This is a genomic window from Rhizobium sp. S96 (assembly GCF_030382195.1).
GTDB lineage: Bacteria > Pseudomonadota > Alphaproteobacteria > Rhizobiales > Rhizobiaceae > Rhizobium.
Genome location: NZ_JAUDRY010000012.1, coordinates 233,788 through 250,512 on the forward strand (window position 1 = coordinate 233,788; position 16,725 = coordinate 250,512).

11 protein-coding genes are annotated in these 16,725 nt (G+C 62.3%); 3 read left to right on the top strand and 8 right to left on the bottom strand.

What is annotated here, in order from left to right; genetic code table 11:
* Nucleotides 1–35: 35 nt before the first annotated feature.
* The 5 genes from QTL94_RS15940 to bcsN are packed head-to-tail and all read right to left on the bottom strand — an operon-like array spanning nucleotide 36 to nucleotide 9,176.
* Nucleotides 36–2,345 carry a cellulose synthase gene (locus QTL94_RS15940; RefSeq protein WP_289802547.1) on the bottom strand — a complete coding sequence of 770 codons (2,310 nt, stop codon included), beginning with the start codon at nucleotides 2,343–2,345 and terminating at the stop codon, nucleotides 36–38.
* On the bottom strand, nucleotides 2,342–3,391 hold the full coding sequence (locus QTL94_RS15945; protein ID WP_065693517.1) for a family 8 glycosyl hydrolase: 1,050 nt from the start codon (nucleotides 3,389–3,391) through the stop codon (nucleotides 2,342–2,344). The genes QTL94_RS15940 and QTL94_RS15945 overlap by 4 nt, the downstream gene beginning before the upstream one ends.
* Nucleotides 3,388–5,940, bottom strand: a complete 2,553-nt coding sequence (locus tag QTL94_RS15950) for a cellulose biosynthesis cyclic di-GMP-binding regulatory protein BcsB (RefSeq protein WP_289802529.1) — start codon at nucleotides 5,938–5,940, stop codon at nucleotides 3,388–3,390. The genes QTL94_RS15945 and QTL94_RS15950 overlap by 4 nt, the downstream gene beginning before the upstream one ends.
* Nucleotides 5,940–8,135 carry a UDP-forming cellulose synthase catalytic subunit gene (bcsA, locus tag QTL94_RS15955; RefSeq protein WP_065693519.1) on the bottom strand — a complete coding sequence of 732 codons (2,196 nt, stop codon included), beginning with the start codon at nucleotides 8,133–8,135 and terminating at the stop codon, nucleotides 5,940–5,942. Before bcsA ends, QTL94_RS15950 begins: the two co-directional genes overlap by 1 nt.
* 54 nt (nucleotides 8,136–8,189) lie before the next feature.
* The gene (bcsN, locus tag QTL94_RS15960) at nucleotides 8,190–9,176 is read right to left on the bottom strand and encodes a cellulose biosynthesis protein BcsN (RefSeq protein ID WP_289802530.1); all 987 of its coding nucleotides are present in this window, start codon (nucleotides 9,174–9,176) and stop codon (nucleotides 8,190–8,192) included.
* 597 nt (nucleotides 9,177–9,773) lie between these two features.
* Here bcsN and QTL94_RS15965 point away from each other — a divergent pair.
* Entirely contained in the window at nucleotides 9,774–10,874 is a 1,101-nt protein-coding gene (locus QTL94_RS15965) for a branched-chain amino acid aminotransferase (RefSeq protein ID WP_289802531.1), read from the top strand.
* 188 nt (nucleotides 10,875–11,062) lie between these two features.
* Nucleotides 11,063–11,977, top strand: a complete 915-nt coding sequence (locus QTL94_RS15970) for a DMT family transporter (RefSeq protein ID WP_289802532.1) — start codon at nucleotides 11,063–11,065, stop codon at nucleotides 11,975–11,977.
* Nucleotides 11,978–12,002: 25 nt separating this feature from the next.
* Here the strand turns inward: QTL94_RS15970 and QTL94_RS15975 are convergent, their stop codons facing one another.
* Entirely contained in the window at nucleotides 12,003–13,259 is a 1,257-nt protein-coding gene (locus tag QTL94_RS15975; protein ID WP_289802533.1) for a sensor domain-containing diguanylate cyclase, read from the bottom strand.
* 209 nt (nucleotides 13,260–13,468) lie between these two features.
* Between QTL94_RS15975 and QTL94_RS15980 the strand changes: the two genes are divergently transcribed.
* Complete coding sequence (locus tag QTL94_RS15980) at nucleotides 13,469–14,722, top strand: D-arabinono-1,4-lactone oxidase (RefSeq protein WP_289802534.1); 1,254 nt, start codon at nucleotides 13,469–13,471, stop codon at nucleotides 14,720–14,722.
* Nucleotides 14,723–14,805: 83 nt separating this feature from the next.
* Here QTL94_RS15980 and QTL94_RS15985 read toward each other — a convergent pair whose 3' ends face one another.
* Together QTL94_RS15985 and QTL94_RS15990 are read right to left on the bottom strand one after the other, a co-directional pair.
* Nucleotides 14,806–15,636, bottom strand: a complete 831-nt coding sequence (locus QTL94_RS15985) for a shikimate dehydrogenase family protein (RefSeq protein WP_289802535.1) — start codon at nucleotides 15,634–15,636, stop codon at nucleotides 14,806–14,808.
* Nucleotide 15,637: 1 nt separating this feature from the next.
* Complete coding sequence (locus QTL94_RS15990; RefSeq protein ID WP_289802536.1) at nucleotides 15,638–16,696, bottom strand: Gfo/Idh/MocA family protein; 1,059 nt, start codon at nucleotides 16,694–16,696, stop codon at nucleotides 15,638–15,640.
* Nucleotides 16,697–16,725 lie beyond the last annotated feature (29 nt).

Consider the following 16,725-nt stretch of genomic DNA (forward strand, 5'->3'; position numbering starts at 1 on the left):
CTCCATTTCTCACGTTTTTCCATCGGCGCGAGCGATCAGGGGGTGTCGGGTTGGGTGGCGGCCTTCAGATCCGCCAGGCCTCGATAGCCGCCCTTGTCGCCGGTGGCGGCCGCAGCGGTGAAGACCCGGTCCGCATCGCTGAACATCTCGAGCTTGAGGTAGCAATACCCGCGCAGGACCAGCAGGTCGGTGCGCTCCTGCTGCAACTGAGCCCGCTGATCGAGGTAAACAAGGGTTTCCCGGTAGCGCTTGGCGTCGAAAGCGGCGAGCGCGCGATCGGCCAATATCGCGACCTGCAACTCGGCGGCGCGCTGGCGGGGCTGCGGCGCCCTTGTCGCTGCTACCGCGGCGTTGTTGGAAAGGCCGGCGCGAAGGTAGGCGAGGCTCTGCCCGTAGGCGGCATCTTCCCGGACCTTGCGTGTCGGACTGTTCAGCGCCGCTTCGAAGGCCTCGACTGCCTCCATGGGCCGGTTGAGGTCCATCAGGCACCAGCCGCGCGTCAGCGCATCCGTCGGGTTGAGGAGCTGCGCGTTGATCGTTGTCGAGCAACCGCGTGTCTGGCGCGCGGTGCGCGGAGCTGTCGCGACTTGTGCTGACGGTGCACGTCGATCATCGATGGTCGCTTGAGCGCGTGCCGGGGCAGAGGTTTCCAGCGTTGTGACAGGTGCGGAACCGGCTGCCGGAGACGATGCCGCTGGTTGTTGGGGCACGAGCGCGCCGGGGGCGGGAAGCGGGGATGCCGCCGTTGCCCTGAGTGCGGCGGTCTCGCCCATGGTGGCGATCCGGGCAGAACGACCTGCCCAGAGACGCTGCACCTCGGCAACGCCCTTGCGGTCGTTCAGCTGTTCGCGCGTGATTGCCAGGCCATAGGCGGATGGTTCGTCGTCCGGCTTCCAGCGCAGTGCCGTTTCGAACCAGCGTGCAGCGGTCTGCGGCTGGTTGAGAGAGCGGGCATACCAGCCGAACTGCTGGGCCGTCGGCACGTATTTCTGCGCGATGGTCTCTGCGGCCACGCGTGCGAGGACGTCTTCGCCGATATTGGCAGGCGGCTGCATGGCCATCAGGTTGGCAGTTGCCGCGAGGTAGGTGGCTGTCGCATCCGCAGAGGTATTGCGCCATTTGTACATGACGTCTTCCGCTTCCGGAAACTTCTTCTCCGCAACCAGCGTCAGCGCCAGTCCCTGCGAGGCGCTCGCGGAATCCTCCTTAGCGCGGGCTGCGCGGAACCATTTATCCGCTTCCGCGTAGTTTTCGCGGCGGAGCTGATACCAGCCGAGAAGCAGACTATCCGATGCGAGCCCCTGCGTTTCCGCGAGACGCTGGACCTGGGAGAGATAGTCGGGCGCAACCGCGAGGTTTGCGTCATCATTGCCAGCGGCGATGAAGCGGCGGGCAAGATCGTTGCGGATGCTGTCGAACTCGCGGCCGCCGTTTCCGTCCGGCCGTTCGAGCGCCAGCAGTTCCTGCATCGGCGCGTAGGCGAGCAGGCCCGATGCCTTCTGTATCGTCGCCAGGCGTTCCTGCGGATTGGTGCAGTTCTTCAGGATGTAAGCGTAGGCGTCCTGCCCCCGCTGGGTGTGATCGGTCTTGACGAAGGCTTCCGCGACACGCCAGAGCACGTCGATATCGCTGCAGGTCAGCAAGCTGGGTGTGTCGGCGCCGACCTGGACGACGGTGGCGTATTGCTTGAGGTCCGAGGCGTTGACGAGCCGGGCACGCGCTTCGGCGACGTCGAGGCGATCAAGCAGATCCGCGGGAGGCTGCCAGCCGGAGGCCTGCCGGTCCGCGATCTGCTTTCGCAGTTCCGCGTAGCGCCCCTCGGAATAGAGCTGCCACATGGCTTCCAGCTGTTTGTCTCCGCCCTGTGGGATCGCAAGGGGATCCACCGGTGGGACCCAGTTCGGATAGAGCGCCTGCAGTCGTGATATTTCTGCCTGCAGTCGCGCCTTGTCGCCGCGGCTTGCGAAGTAGCGCAGCGCGCTTTCATCGACCTTTTGCTGCTGTTGCTGCGCCGCCTGAGAAGCCTGCGGCGTGGGCGCCGGTTGCTGCGCCTGAGCGACAACAGGAGCCGGAGAGGCTTCCTGCGCGGGTGGGGTCTGCGTTTCCGGCAACAGTGATGCCGGGGCGGCGGCCTGGATGCGGTCGGAGACGGACTGGACGTCGATCCGAGGTTTCTCGGCAGGTCCATCGGGTCCGCTGATGCGGCCCATGAGCATCAATTGGGGGATCGGTCGGTTGGACGCAGCGAGACCCAGCGCTTCCTGGAGAGCCGCGCGATCCTTGATCGCGGCGACAACGCCTGCCACCACGACTGCAACTGAGACTGCAACGAGCGAGGATTTCACAGACACTCCGGATGTTTCTCCCCGACGAAGGCCAACCCAAGCAGTTGCAGGGTGGACGGATAGTAGAATAACGGCGCGAACTGTCGGGACGACGCGGGAAGCTTCGTTCCGTCAGTCACACAGGCCACAACATCGTTAACAATTTGATAACCGGGATCGGGAAGCTCGTGCTTCGGCTTTCCAGTCGTCAAGTCGATCGTGGCCGGCGTATTGCCGTCGGCGGTCATTCCTGTTCGAAACCGTAGCAGCAGTGCCTTGTCCGAAACTCCCGCGCGGGCAAGATAAAGCGGAATGCGGATGGCGTTGTAGCCGAACTCGGCATCGAAACCGTCGGCCGGCCGTGGCTGCCGGTTCAGGCTGACCCAATCGGCGGGAAGCTTGCGCGGTCCGAACTGCATGGAGTGAAGCAGAGAAAGGCCATCCTGAGACAGCTTCTGCCACGCCTTGGAAGGGGCCAGCAGTTCCATGACCGGCAGCGCTTCATAGATCCAGTAGGACGGGTTGATAACGGGCCCGTCTTTCCTCTCCGGCGCGTTGAAGCCATCCACACCAGGCAAGAGAATCGTACGGCCGCCGGAGCTTATGATTGCGTGCGACAACAGGGCTTGAGCGATGGCCGCCGCGGACTCGACATAGTCGCTCTTGTTCCAGGCTGAACCTGCCAGAGCCAGCGCGTAAGCGATCAGCAGATCGCCATCGGACGCATTGTTGGTATCGGTAACGTGAGGGGTGACGGCGGGGTCCCATTTCCAGACCGCGAGGCCATCGTTTCGCAGTAGCAATTCGGTTCGGGTGAAGTACCAGATCTGCTCGAAATCGGCGGGGTTGTTGGCCAGATAGGCCAGCAGGAGTCCGTAGCCTTGCCCCTCGCTGTGACTGATGCCGCCGTTGCCGTTATCGATGATGCGGCCGTTGGCATCCAGGAACTTCGCCTTGTAGGCGCTCCAGGCTTCGGACGGAACAGCTGCACGCTGCGCCGCCGCCGGTTGGCACGCCGCAAGTAGCGCAAAGCCACCGGCCAGAAGGAGTTTGCGCCAATGTCTCATTCGCGCCTGCCGAGTCTTGCGAGCATGGCCGAGGTCGTGACGCCGATCAGCAGCGCGAGCACCACCAACAAGACCGCATAGGAGAGAATGTTGGTCGAGAGCCAGTTCGCGGCGATCAGGCGGTAGTTGGAGATCGACCAAGGTTGCGAGGACACGAAGTCAAAACGGCTGACGGGCACCGTTTCGATCTTGCCGGTCTTGCTGGAGTAGGTGGTGATGTGGCCAGTGATCTGCGGCCAGTTCTCCTGCGCGGTAAGGGCTTCCGCGCCCTCGCGAAGATCCTTGGAGGAAGGCGCGGTGACGACCGTCCACGACGCGTCGCCCGCAGCACTCGTCCCCTGCGCGATCATGAAGCTGTCGACGTTTGAGGGCGTGAAGATCTCTTCGGCACCGGGGACGAACTGCAGCGAGCTCAATGAGATGTCGAAGTTGCGCCGCAGCCATTCCTGGAACGATGTGATCTGTCCGCGCCATACACCGCCGCTTACCTTGGAGCGCCATTCGTCGAAGGTCACAGACGATTCCGGTTGGCTGGCCTGCGCGGCCGTTGCCGTCCGCCACGATGCCTGGCTGGCTGTCGAGATGTTCAACTGCGAAAGGACGGCGGGAGGCATCTGGGAGATAGAGCCGACGAAGATCGCGTCACGCGCACCGACGGCGGCCGGCGATGCGGCCGGCTCAACCGGAAGCGGGCGCCCCGCGACGACGGCCATCTGGCCGAGGACGGTTGCCGTTGCCGACAGCGTATCGGGATCGACGCGGTCCAGGAACAACGGGATCGGGTCGGCGCTGCGACCAAAGGGGTAGCCGGTGCCCGCAAGCGCGCCGAGGTTGGGGCGCTGCCCGACACGGGCAAAATCCGGCATATGGAATTCGCTGGTATCGAAGAGTGCGAAACGGGGGCCGGCTCCTGCCGTCGTCCCGGGCACGCAGATCTCGTCCTCCTTGGTCATCATGATCACTTCGAGCGAAAGCGTATTCAGGCCCGGCTTGAAGTGCCGCATCGTGACGCGGATCGGCAGGTGGCGGAAGATGCCGCCGCCGGTCGACGTGATAGGCACGGTGGAAGCGATATTGCCGTTCACGTAGATGTCGACATGGCTGCCGGGCAGCACATCCTGCGTGTAGGCGGCGTCGAGCAACACCATCGCCTCGCCGTAGGCATCGGCATAGAAATCCGCCGGTACCGCGACGTTGAAGTTCGTACGGAAGCGGCGACCCGAGAACTCGGTCGTCTTCACCCCGAGCTGCGAGAGGGAAAGCCTGCTGTCTCCGAAGAGCAGCGGTGCGTCCGGCGCTACCCAACGCTGCGTCGCGAGCGTATCGCGCCGGACGTTGGGATCGCGGTCCGTCGTGGAAACGATCGTGTCGATCGCCGAGGAAATCGCGGGCCACGAGGGGCCGCTTACCAGAAGCACGGGCGACCCGGAGCGCGGATCGCTGACGAAGGCTGCCAGGGGAGCTGTTTGTGCCGCCGAAGGGGCTGCAAAGACCGGCTGCAGTTCCGCCGGCGTGCCGACGATGACAGCCATCTTGCCCGGACCGGACGGCGGCAGCGAGTCGGCCGAGAATGAAAACGTCTCGTTGGGCATACCGCTCAGGACCGCGAGCCCCTGTGCAAGCCTCAGAAGCGGCTTTGTGGTGCCTGGCTGTTCCAATGCCGGAACGACGAAATTGAACTGCGTCTTGCCTGCGCCGTCGACGCCGATCGCGCGGATGGCGTCGGTGCTGGACAGCTTGGCGGCGTCTTTTCCGGAAAATTCCAGGAAGGTCTGTTCGGGATCGATATCGGACCAGAGCTCGTAGGTCGATTGAACGGTGCAGTCGGTGCGGTGGCGATGGCTTGCTTCGAATGTCAGCAGGTTGGCGCCGGGCTGCAGCAGCCCCGGGGGGACGTCGAAGGAGACTTGGGTTGCGCCCTCCGATGAGCCGATCTGCTGCTGGCCGATCATTCTGTTGTTGATCAGGATTGTCAGCTGCGAGGCTTCGGGGGCAACGACGACGGCGTTCTGATAGGAAAAATGGAACTTGGCGGGCGAGGCGGCCTGCTCGGGCGTCAGGTAGAGCGACCAAGACTTGCGGTCATATTCGCCGTCGAGACCGAACTTTGCGAAGGGCACGACATAGCGGTGAACCTCGCCGGAGGCGGGTTGGGTCACTGCCTGACGCGTTGTCGCCGGCGGCGGGGGCGCAGCGGCGGGTGCTGTTGGGATGGGGGCAGCGGGTGTCGTGACGATAGGGTTCGCAGGCAGAAGGACAACAGGCGGTGCTTGCACCGGTGCGGGTGCTGCCGGTTCCGCGGTCGCGGCCGGCTGCAGCGAGAGCGGCGGTACCGGCGCTGCTACAGGCGGTGATGGCTGTGACGCAGGTGGCGTCTGCGGTGCAGGCTGAGCCTGGGGTGTCGTTGGTGTGGCTGGCAGGGTCAGCCGTGGCATGACCTGCTGGCCGCCTTGCGAGCGTTCGCCCGACATGTCGAACGGCGCCGTCTGGGCGTAGGCGATTGCCGAAGCGCCGACGAGAAGGAACGAAGCGTAGAGAACCTTCTTCATCAGCCGTTCGCCTTTGCCGCCTGCTGCTGCTGTTGCCGGTCACGCTCCGGCCGCATGCTGCGGAAGAAATAGACCAGCCCGCGGCTCGTCTGATAAAGCGACAGTCCCAGGAACCAGATCGTTCCGCGGATAAGGCCGGGGTTGCGGCGACGTCCCTGCTGGAATTGCGTCCATTGGTTGGAGTTGGCGAACATCAGGTCGGCGATCAGTCGGTGATCGAGCGCGCTCTTGGGAATGTACTGGCAACCCACCGCGAGGATTTCGCCCGACGGCTGGATATTGCGGACGATCAGCGGCAGTGTTTCCATCTCGGCGCCGCTATAGGGCTGGAAGCGGATTTCGCCCTCGGCACCGATGACCATCGGATCAAGCATCTTGTTGAAGACGTGCAAGCGGGCACCGTGAACCGAAACGTCCTCGATGGAGGCGGTGTACCACTTGCCGTTGACGCCAAACTCGCACCGGCGGTTGACGCGGACGCGGCGCGACGAGGCGCGTTCGCCGCGCTCGGAGACGACGCCGAGCGCACAGCCTGCCATGATCAGGTTGATCACGTTCCAGCCGCCCACGACGAGGGTAACGTCGGCCTTGTAGGGTTCGGCATAGATGCGGAAGATCGTCACTGCGAGTGCCACCAGCTGGACGGCGAAGATGACGAAGAACGGCCGGCTGATTTCCGACAGGCGGCTGACTGCGATCGACTCGTCCTTGGCTGTCACCTTGAAGGTCGGCTTTCGCGGATTGAGCATGACCGAGACGACAGCGGGCAGGAGGTGCACCGTCTGCACATACTCGTAGAGCTCCGAGATCCAAGGCCAACGGAAGGAACCGTAAAGGTAATTCTGCATCATCAGGTTCACGAGCATGTAGGCGAGCGTGTAGGCCAGGAACTCGCCGCCGGAGGCCGTGAAGATTTCCAGATCGAAGAAGAGATAGAAGAGCGGCGCAAACAGAAAGATCGTGCGCGGAAACGGGAAGAGCCAGAAGAGCGTGGACGACATGTAGCAGAGGCGCTGCGGGATCGTCAGGCCGCGCTTCAGAAGCGGGAAGCGGAAACGCAGGATCTGCATCATGCCCTGGGCCCAGCGGCTACGCTGGCCGATGAAGCTGGCGAAGGTTGCGGGCTGCAGGCCGGCGATCAGCGGCTTGTCGACATAGATGCTGTTCCAGCCGCTGCCATGCAGGGCAAGGGCGGTTTCGCAGTCCTCGGTGATGCTGATGCCGCTGAAGCCGTTTTGCGATTCCAGCGCCCGGCGGCTGAGCACGGCGGCCGAGCCGCAGAAGAACGCTGCGTTCCACTTGTCGAGACCGCGCTGGATGATCCCGTAGAACATCTCGTTCTCGCTCGGCATGTTGTCGAAGGTGCGGAGGTTTCGTTCCAGCGGATCGGGATTGATGAAGAAGTGCGGCGTCTGGACGAGGAAAAGCTTCGGATCGTCATCGAAATAGCCGACCGTTTCGAGCAGGAAGTCCCGGGCCGGCGCATGGTCGGCATCGAAGACGGCAATGAGCTCACCGGAGGAGTGTTGCATGCCGTTGTTGAGATTGCCGGCCTTGGCATGCTCGTTGCGGTCACGCGTCAGATATTTGACGTCGAGATCTTCGCATAGCTTCTTGAGTTCGTTGTGGCGGGCAACGGCGGCCTGTGCCTCAAGGAGCTTGTTGGAATTGCGCTTCTGGAGCGTGCCGCCGTCATCGAGAAGCCAGACGTGAAGCTTTTCGGCGGGGTAATCCATTGCCTTTGCCGCAGCCAGGGTGTTGGCGAGCAGATGGGAGTCCTCGTTATAGGACGGAACGAAGACGTCGACATGCGGAAAACGATCTTCGCTGGCCGCTCGCGAGGGGCGGGACGGCAGAGGCGTTGCCACGATGAACAGGCTGAGCGCCAGCATGGCGACGCTGTACATTTCCGCGAGGTAGAGCAGCAGGCCGGGAATGAAGTTTTCCGGCTGGTTGACCGGGGGCAGGGTGTTCGTCGTGCGCCAATAGACATAGCGCAGGACGATGGCGGTGCCGAAGGCCAGCGCGACGAGCCGCCATGTGCCTTCCGCCTTCAATCCCTTGATGATCGCCATGACCGCGACGACGGTTATGCTCGCGATCAGCTGCGTCTGCAGGTTGACCGGCAAGGTGATCAGTACGATCACGCAGAGCGAAACCACGGCCCATATGATGATGCTTAGGGCTTTATGCATCGGCGTCCCTTCGAAAGCAACAAATCGGGCGCATGGCGCACCGGTTGAATCAAACTATCTCCGGCAAGCGGCCGTCATGGCCGCGTCGCCTATGCAATCCGGCGACGGCACGGTCACACCGCTCGCCGTCACCGTCTGTTGTTCTGTCTGTGTGGCGACCGGTGCGACCGGCGCCTCTATGCTCGCCTGTGGTGCGCCGCCCGGCATGTCAGGAAGCGGCACGCGTGGCCCGACCGCCGCGGGGAGTGCGGCGGGGGCTGCCGGAGTTGTGGCAGCGGCGCGTCGCGTGACGGCTGAGCGAGTGGGCTCCGGCGCAGGCTCGTATCCGAATGACATCGGCACGCCGCGGTAACCGCCAGCGTCAGGATAAATCGGACTGCCGGTGCCTCCGATCGTCGGATCGGCACCCCGGGGGGCGCCGTAGGGATTCCAGATCTCACCGTCGAACGAGCCAACGATGGTGTAGCCATAGACGATGCCGAGCAGCTGGCGTTCGGTTGCGCGCGCGTCGCAGAGGCGAAGCCGCACCTGGATCATCCCGAAGTTGCGGGCCTGCGTCATCGCGTTGCGGCTGGAGCTGATCTGTTGCCAGGCGTAGACGCAGGTGTCGCCTGACCGGCTTTGGCCAGACGCGTAGCCGAACGGGCCATAACTGTTCTGCAGGAAGGTCGGCGAGGTCACCATCGGCACGCCGGGCGCCGCCGCAAAAGCCTCGCGAGAAACCTGGCTCCCTGAGATTGTCCTGTGGGATGCGTTGCCGGTTCCCTGGTTGACGCCGTTTGCGCCGATGAATTGCACCTTGAGAAAGTTCTGGCCGGGTACGGACGAAGAGGTGAAAAGCGAGATCGTCTGCTCGGCGCCGTTGCCATGCTTGCGCTCGACGACACTCACGATGGACGGACCGCCAGGCGGCGGCAGGGCAAGCGCTTTTTCGCTTGCTACGGTTTCCGCAACGTTTGGTTGTCTTACGCCTCCGGTGGAGGTGCAGCCGGCAGCAAGCCCGGCTAACGCCGTCAGCGATACCACTCTCAGCAAACGCATGTGTCTGGCCGCAGTAATCGTCTTTCCTCTCATCCGTTCGCAAATCTCGCGTAGGACTTTCGAATCAACGACTCTCAAGGTCGTCACCGATGGTAAACGATGTTTATGGTTAACCTAAAGTTAATATTCGCACCCCGAACTTTCGGGCGGCTGCCGATTTGGATGATTTTTAATCGAGGGTTAGCGGCTTCGTTGAAGGGGGTTCGTTGCCACACGCAAAGGTGGCTGAAATTGTCGTGCCGGTGATCGAGTATTAGAAAAAAATGTACAATGGAAACAATGGCCGCGGCGACAGCGCCAAGGAGTTCGCCGCGACAATCAACTCAACCTGTCGTGGCGGGCAGGAGGCATTCTCCATCTGTCTGTACCGATATGCCGGGTCAGTGCGCCCGGAAGGGTCGAGATAGCGATTTAGGGCGATGGTGCCCTGATTTCTGCAATCCCTGCCTGCGGTTCCACCAGCCGCTCAGGCGGCCTTCGGCGCGTTCGAGCGATTGCTTGAAACCGGGACACGAAAGGGCTACTGCTCGTTTCGTTGTTTTCCTTTATGTTGACGGAGTCACGCGCGGATAGCGCGCCATGTCCAAGGCTGTTTCCATGACTACGAATCCAGAACTGCCGGAGATCCAGATCGATTTCCACACCTCACCCGTTTCCGACGCAGATAGAGCTCAAGCCCTTGAGACGCCCGGCTTCGGCAAGATTTTCACCGACCATATGGTGCTCGCACGCTGGACGCCCGACAAGGGTTGGCACGATGCGAAGGTGACGCCGCGGCGGCCGCTGTCGATCGATCCGGCGAGCGCGGTGCTCCACTACGCGCAGGAAATCTTCGAAGGCATGAAGGCCTACAAGACGGCGGACGGGCGCGTCCTGCTGTTCCGGCCGGAAGAGAATGCGCGGCGGTTTGCACAGTCGGCGCTGCGTATGGCGATGCCGCCGGTTCCGGAAGAGCTCTTCATCAAGGCGGTCGAAGCGCTGGTGCGCGTTGACAAGGCCTGGATCCCGTCGGGTGATGCCAGCCTCTACCTCCGCCCCTTCATGTTTGCGAACGAGGCGTTCCTCGGCGTGCGGCCGGCGCAGGAATATGTGTTCTGCATCATCGCATCGCCTGCCGGTTCCTATTTCAAGGGTGGCAGCAAGGCAGTCTCCGTCTGGGTCGAAACGGAATTCACCCGCGCCGCCAGCGGCGGAACAGGCGCTGCGAAGTGCGGCGGCAATTATGCCGCCAGCCTCGTTGCCCAGTCGGAAGCCGCAAAGCGCGAATGCGACCAGGTCGTGTTTCTTGACGCGGCCGAGCATCGTTGGGTCGAAGAACTCGGCGGTATGAACGTATTCTTCGTCATGCAGGACGGCTCGATGGTCACGCCTCCGCTCGGCGGCACCATTCTGCCGGGCATCACCCGCGCATCGGTGATCGCGCTTGCCGAAGAGCGGGGCATCCGCGTCGAGCAGCGCCTCTACTCGTTCGACGAGTGGAAGGCCGATGCCGCCAGCGGCAAGCTCAAGGAAGCGTTCGCCTGCGGCACTGCCGCCGTGTTGGCCGGTATCGGCCTCGTGCGTCACGCGGGTGGCGAGTTCAAGATCGGCGACGGACAGACCGGTGCGCTGACCGCCGAGTTACGCAAGCAACTGGTCGGCCTGCAGCAGGGCGCCTCGAACGATCAACACGGCTGGACGCATTCGATAGCCGTCTGATCCAGTCATAGCTTGCGTAGTCAGGCAACCCGCCTCGCAGTGAACCTCGAGGCGGGTTTTTATATTGGCGGCCACAATATTGTTCTGGCCGAGCCGGGGTCGCGCCTGAGACGAAAAAGTCGGCCGCCTAGCACTACTGTCAAATGAAGATAAAGGCCGAGAAAACGGCTTGATTGGAAGGAAGCACCATGAACGTTCGCGCGACCAGCGCCGTGGGCAATGCCGTGCTTGCCGGGGTGCTCCTGATGCTCCTTGGCGATGTGCTGTTCTCGTTGAATGATGCGATGGGCAAGTGGCTGGTTGCGAGCTTTTCCGTCGGCCAGGTGCTGGTGCTGCGCTCGCTGGGCTCCTTTGCCATGCTGGCGCCGATGATTGTCCGGCAGGGCTCTGCTGCGCTGGTCCAGCTGGAACGCCCGTCTCTGCATATCCTCCGTATGGTCCTTGCAACGGGCGATGTCGCGCTGTTTTATGCGGCTGTTGCCTACCTCCCGCTTGCCGATGTCATGACATTCTACATGGCCGGTCCCATCTACGTGGCGGCGTTCTCGCATTTCTTCCTAGGCGAGACGATCGGCTGGCGCCGCTGGCTCGCCGTCTTCATCGGTTTCATCGGGGTTGTCATCGCGCTGCGGCCGTCGTCCGCCATGCTGTCCTGGCCATCGATCTTCGGCCTTGTCGGCAGCCTGTCTTTTGCGTTGACGCTTGTTCTCAGCCGTCGCCTACGGCAGACGAGCGATGTGACACTGGTGACCTGGCAGACCATTGCGGCCTTCGTCGTCGGCCTGTTCCTGAGCATCGGGAACTGGGGTCCGATGACGGCCGTTGATGTCGCCGCCATGCTGGCGCTCGGCATCGTTGCCGGCAGTGCGCACATGATGATCACACGAGCGCTGAAACTGGCTCCGGCGTCGCTTCTGGCACCACTGCAGTACAGCCTACTGATATGGGCGATTGTCCTGGGCTATCTGTTCTTCGGCGACCTGCCAGATAGCCAGATCCTTATGGGATCCGGCGTGATCGTGCTTGCCGGACTTTTCATCTTCCATCGGAAGAATCTGGTCGGGGACACCCCCAAGGCAGACGTCCCGCCCGACGGGCACTGATACGGCTTTGCAGCGCGCGGGGCCTTCAGATCTTGAAGGCTACTTCCACGCTCTGCCGATCCTGCGCGATCACCTGGCACAGCGTTTCGAAGCCTTCACCCTTGATGGCCAGAACAAACTCGGGAGGAATGCCCGCCGAGCTGGAAACCGACAGGCCTGCGCTATCGATGCCGAGGGTCTTGATGGTGCAATCGATCGTCGAACGCCGATCATTGAACAGGATGGCACCGGCCTTCAGGACACGCCGGCGGGAGCCCATGGCACGCTCTGCGCCGATCGATGCCCATGAAACGCATCGATTTCGGCCGCTGTGCTTGGCGTGATACATCGCGGCATCCGCTTGCGCCAGGAGCGTGTCGATGTCCTTGGTGACGATGGAGAGCGACGAGACGCCAAAGCTCGCGGTGACGCTCAGTGAACCGAAGTCCCCCTGGATGGGCTGAGACGAAATCGCGGCCCTGACTTTCTCGGCAACGGCAATCGCGCCTTCGCGGTCGATGTGCGGGAGCACGATGCAGAATTCTTCGCCGCCGAGACGACCAAGGAGGTCGCCGGCTCTGAGGTTTGCCCTGCAGGTTGCCGCAACGGCCCGGAGAACCTCGTCGCCTGCTGCATGACCATAGGTGTCGTTGACGCTCTTGAAATGGTCGACGTCCAGCATGACGCAGGAGAGATTGTGCTGGTGGCGCAGGGCCAGTGAAATCAGCTGGTCAGTCTCCTGCTTGAAAGCGCGGCGCGTCAATGTTTCGGTCAGGCTGTCGGTTGCCGCCGACTGCAGCAGCTCTATCCGGTCCATTGCTGCCCCGGCCAGTTCCTGCAGGATCGCGAGGTCCTTGGCGCCGAACGATCTCGGCTTTCGGTCGATCGCGCAGACGGTGCCAATGATATGACCTTCCCTGGTGCGCAACGGAACGCCTGCATAAAAGCGGATGTGGGTGTCGCCGGTCACGGCGGGATGTTGGGCAAAACGAGGATCTCTGGTGGCGTCCTGTACAATGACTGGTTCTTCGTAGTCGACGACGTATCGGCAGAACGTGTCTTCGCGCGGAACCTCATCGGCCGAAAGGCCCGAGCAGGCCTTGTACCATTGGCGGTGCGCATCGATGAGGGTGACGAGCCCGATATCGATCGTGAAGATCTCCTTGATCAGTCGCACGATTCGATCAAAGCCATCGTCTCGGGGCGTGTCGAGGAGATCCAGCTGCTCAAGGGCTGCCAGGCGCTCCATTTCCCGCTTTTTTGCATCCGCGGAAGACTTCCCGAATGCCCTTGCAACCACCATTGCCGCATCCCCCTCAATCAAACCGACATACCGATGGGTCTCATAGATTGGTGAAGAAATTAAATACGTCCGGTGCCTTCCACGTACGGGTTACAACTGTCAGTACGATTGCGACAATCGGCGCGTGCCTTGGTGACCAATATATGTCTTCTTTCGTCGCCGCTTCGGATAAATAAATTCAATCCGCCGGATTCGAGAAGGTATCGTTCATGAGACAGGTTCCTGCTGCCAACTGGGCAGAGAGTTTTCACTACAGCTTTCGCGACTGCGTCTATCCGTCTTCGGTCGAGGACGTTTGCGATATCGTGGCGCGCTCTCAGACGATAAAGGCGCTTGGGTCACGACACTCGTTCAACGCTATCGCCGATGGGCAAGTCGCCATGTCGCTGTCCGAGATGCCGACGAACGCAGTAATCGAAGGGGATGGAACGCAGGTCTCCGTTGGCGGTCACTGCACCTATGGCGAGCTTGCGCTTTTTCTGCACGATCATCGTCTCGCCCTTCACAATCTGGCATCGCTGCCTCACATCTCGATCGCCGGCGCCATCGCCACCGCGACCCATGGGTCCGGAAATCTCAATGGAAATCTGGCGACGGCGGTTTCAGGACTGGAGTTCGTGGCAGGTGACGGTAGCCTCGTGACGGTGAAGCGCGGCGATGCGGATTTCGCCGGAATGGTCGTGCATCTCGGCGCGCTCGGCATCGTCACGCGTGTGACGCTCGATGTTCAGCCGGAGTTTCAGGTCGCGCAGTGCGTCTATGACGGTCTCACATGGGACAAGCTGGTCGAGAACCTCGATGAGATCACGGGTGCTGCCTACAGCGTGAGCGTGTTCACGCAATGGAGGGAGCAGGCAGGTTCGATCTGGCTGAAGCGGGTCGGGGCAGGCGACGATTGGCCGGCGGCCATTCATGGTGCGGTCCGGGCGCAGGTCAAGAGACATCCGATCAGTGGATTGGATGCGCGGAACGCGACCGACCAGCTTGGCGAATACGGCCGGTGGTCGGACAGGTTGCCTCACTTCAAGATGGGCTTTCTCCCGAGCAGCGGCGAAGAGATACAATCGGAATATCACGTTCCCAAGGAGTACGGCGCCGCCGCGGTCGAGGCTCTGCTATCGGTCCGCAACAGGTTTGCGCATCTGGTCCAGGCAGGTGAAATCAGGACTGTCGCCGCCGATCAGCTGTGGCTCAGCCCGCAATATCAACGCGACACCGTATCGTTCCATTTCACCTGGGTTCGCGATCAGGATGCGGTCAGCGCCGCGGTCCGCCATATCGAAGATGTGCTCGCACCGCTTCAGGCGTTGCCGCACTGGGGCAAGGTCTTTAGCCGCCGCCACGTCGGCGCCAGCTATGAGCGCCTTGCGGATTTCGCGCGCATCCGCAATCGCATGGATCCGGAACGGAAGTTCTCGAACCCGTGGCTTGAAGACGTCGTCTTCGGCTCGGCGGGAGCCTAGTTCTGGACGCTCATCAACTGCGCTTCCAGTGGCGCAGTTGATGATGTCTCTCAATTGCCGTCCATCGTCTTACGGGCGCCTAGTCAGGTGAGTTTCGCGATTTTCCGCAGGTTCTCGGCGGTCGTCGTCGGGAAGTCGAAGAATTCCAGGTAGGCCGGGATCTGTTCGAACAGCATGTCCGTGCCGACCTGGAATGCACAGCCCCTTGCGCGGGCGGCCTGAAGGAAGGGGGTGATCTCTTCCTTCATCACCACTTCGCCGACGAAGGTCGACGGCGCGATGCGGGAGACGTCCATCGGCAAGGGGTCGCCCTTTTTCATGCCGAGTGGCGTCGCGTTCACCACGATGTCGTGACCGGACGGATCGGCGGAGCCGACGGCTATCTCGACGTTCGGGTAGTATTGCCGCAAGCGATCCCGCAGGCCGGTCATGGTGGCGTCATCGGGATCGAAGATCGAAAGGCGTCGGACGCCTGCCTTTGCCAACGAGGCAGCAATCGCCGAGCCGACGCCACCAGCACCGACGATCAGAACGCTCGCGCCGGCGACCTCTCGTCCGTTGCGCAGAACGCCACGCACAAATCCTTCGCCATCGAACATGTCGCCGATCAGGCGACCGTTATGATCGAGGCGGACGGCGTTGCATGAGCCCGCCACCTTCGCGCTGGTCGATGCCTCGTCGAGCAGGCTCATCGTCGCGATCTTGTGCGGCATTGTAATAAGGGCGCCGTGAATATTGGAGAGGCGAAAGACCAGTTTGAGAAACGATGGGTAGTCCTGCGGCTTGCAGCCCATGGGCACGACGACTGCATCGATCCCGTTTGCGTCGAAATAGGGATTGTAGATCAGCGGCGCCTTGAAGGACTCGGTCGGATAGCCGAGGTGCGCGATGAGTTTGGTGGTCCCGGTAATCATTCTATTGGACCCTTGGTGTCGTGATGGTGTCCAGCCCGACCATCTGCCCGGAAAGAGCAGAGGTTCGGATTGCCTCGATGACCCTGAGGGTCGCCAGTCCCTCCCGTCCGCTGACGATCGGTTCGGCGTCGCCCCGTATGACGTCGCAAAAATGGCTGAGTTGGGCTTTGAGCGGATCGGTCGGGACAAAGGAAATTCGTTCGCGGGCGAGGGGCGCCAGCCAGTCCGGTCGCGCGGCATTCGTCCATAGATCAAGATGTGGAATGCTCAGCGAACCGTCCGTGCCGCCGATCTGGTAGCAAAATTGGTCCTGCTGGGGAAAGGAAGGGTTCTCGCCTGTCGTCATCTCCCAGCTCCACGGGGAGGCGACGGCATCGCTTGCGCTCAGCGTCGCCAGGATGCCGTTCGCAAAGCGCATCGAGACGACGGCCGTGTCTTCGACCGCATGGCCTCGGACCGCGCTCGACTGCATGGCGTGGACGGCGTCGACCTCGCCAAAGAGATAGCGGAAGAGATCGACGTCGTGGATAAGGTTGACGAAGATCGGGCCTGCACCCGGTTCGCGCCGCCAGGCGACGTCGAAATAGTCGTCAGGCTTTGCGACCCAGAAGGTCCCGTGTACCGCGATGATCCGACCGAGCCTGCCGCTTTCGAGGATCTCTCTGGCCTTCAGGATCATCGGGTTGTAGCGGCGGTGATGACCAACCAGGATCGGCAGCCGATCTCGTTCGCCCGCGGCAACGAGTGCCGCCGCTTCATCGACATCGTCCGCGATAGGCTTTTCCACGAGCACGGGAATACGCGCTTCGATGACTTCCAGCGCATTCTCGACGTGAAGCCGGTTCGGCGTGGCGACGATGACACCGTCGGGGCGATCGTCCCGCGCTATCTCTGCGAAGCTCGGGGACCAGCCCACGCCGATCTCCTCCGCGAAAGCCCGTCCGTCGCTCGACGGGTCGATGATCGATGACAGGATGGTATCGGGTTGCGCCAGGACATGCTGTGCGTGGCGCTTGCCGATCAGCCCGGCGCCCATTACCGCGATCTTCAACAGCTTCATCGGTGGCTCCCTGCGTTGCGACGTTGAGC

Coding starts and splice junctions, on each gene's coding strand:
- QTL94_RS15945 (WP_065693517.1), bottom strand. CDS start 3,391: ATGAGACATTGGCGCAAACTCCTTCTGGCCGGTGGCTTTGCGCTACTT.
- QTL94_RS15950 (WP_289802529.1), bottom strand. CDS start 5,940: ATGAAGAAGGTTCTCTACGCTTCGTTCCTTCTCGTCGGCGCTTCGGCA.
- bcsA (WP_065693519.1), bottom strand. CDS start 8,135: ATGCATAAAGCCCTAAGCATCATCATATGGGCCGTGGTTTCGCTCTGC.
- bcsN (WP_289802530.1), bottom strand. CDS start 9,176: ATGCGTTTGCTGAGAGTGGTATCGCTGACGGCGTTAGCCGGGCTTGCT.
- QTL94_RS15965 (WP_289802531.1), top strand. CDS start 9,774: ATGACTACGAATCCAGAACTGCCGGAGATCCAGATCGATTTCCACACC.
- QTL94_RS15970 (WP_289802532.1), top strand. CDS start 11,063: ATGAACGTTCGCGCGACCAGCGCCGTGGGCAATGCCGTGCTTGCCGGG.
- QTL94_RS15975 (WP_289802533.1), bottom strand. CDS start 13,259: ATGGTGGTTGCAAGGGCATTCGGGAAGTCTTCCGCGGATGCAAAAAAG.
- QTL94_RS15980 (WP_289802534.1), top strand. CDS start 13,469: ATGAGACAGGTTCCTGCTGCCAACTGGGCAGAGAGTTTTCACTACAGC.
- QTL94_RS15985 (WP_289802535.1), bottom strand. CDS start 15,636: ATGATTACCGGGACCACCAAACTCATCGCGCACCTCGGCTATCCGACC.
- QTL94_RS15990 (WP_289802536.1), bottom strand. CDS start 16,696: ATGAAGCTGTTGAAGATCGCGGTAATGGGCGCCGGGCTGATCGGCAAG.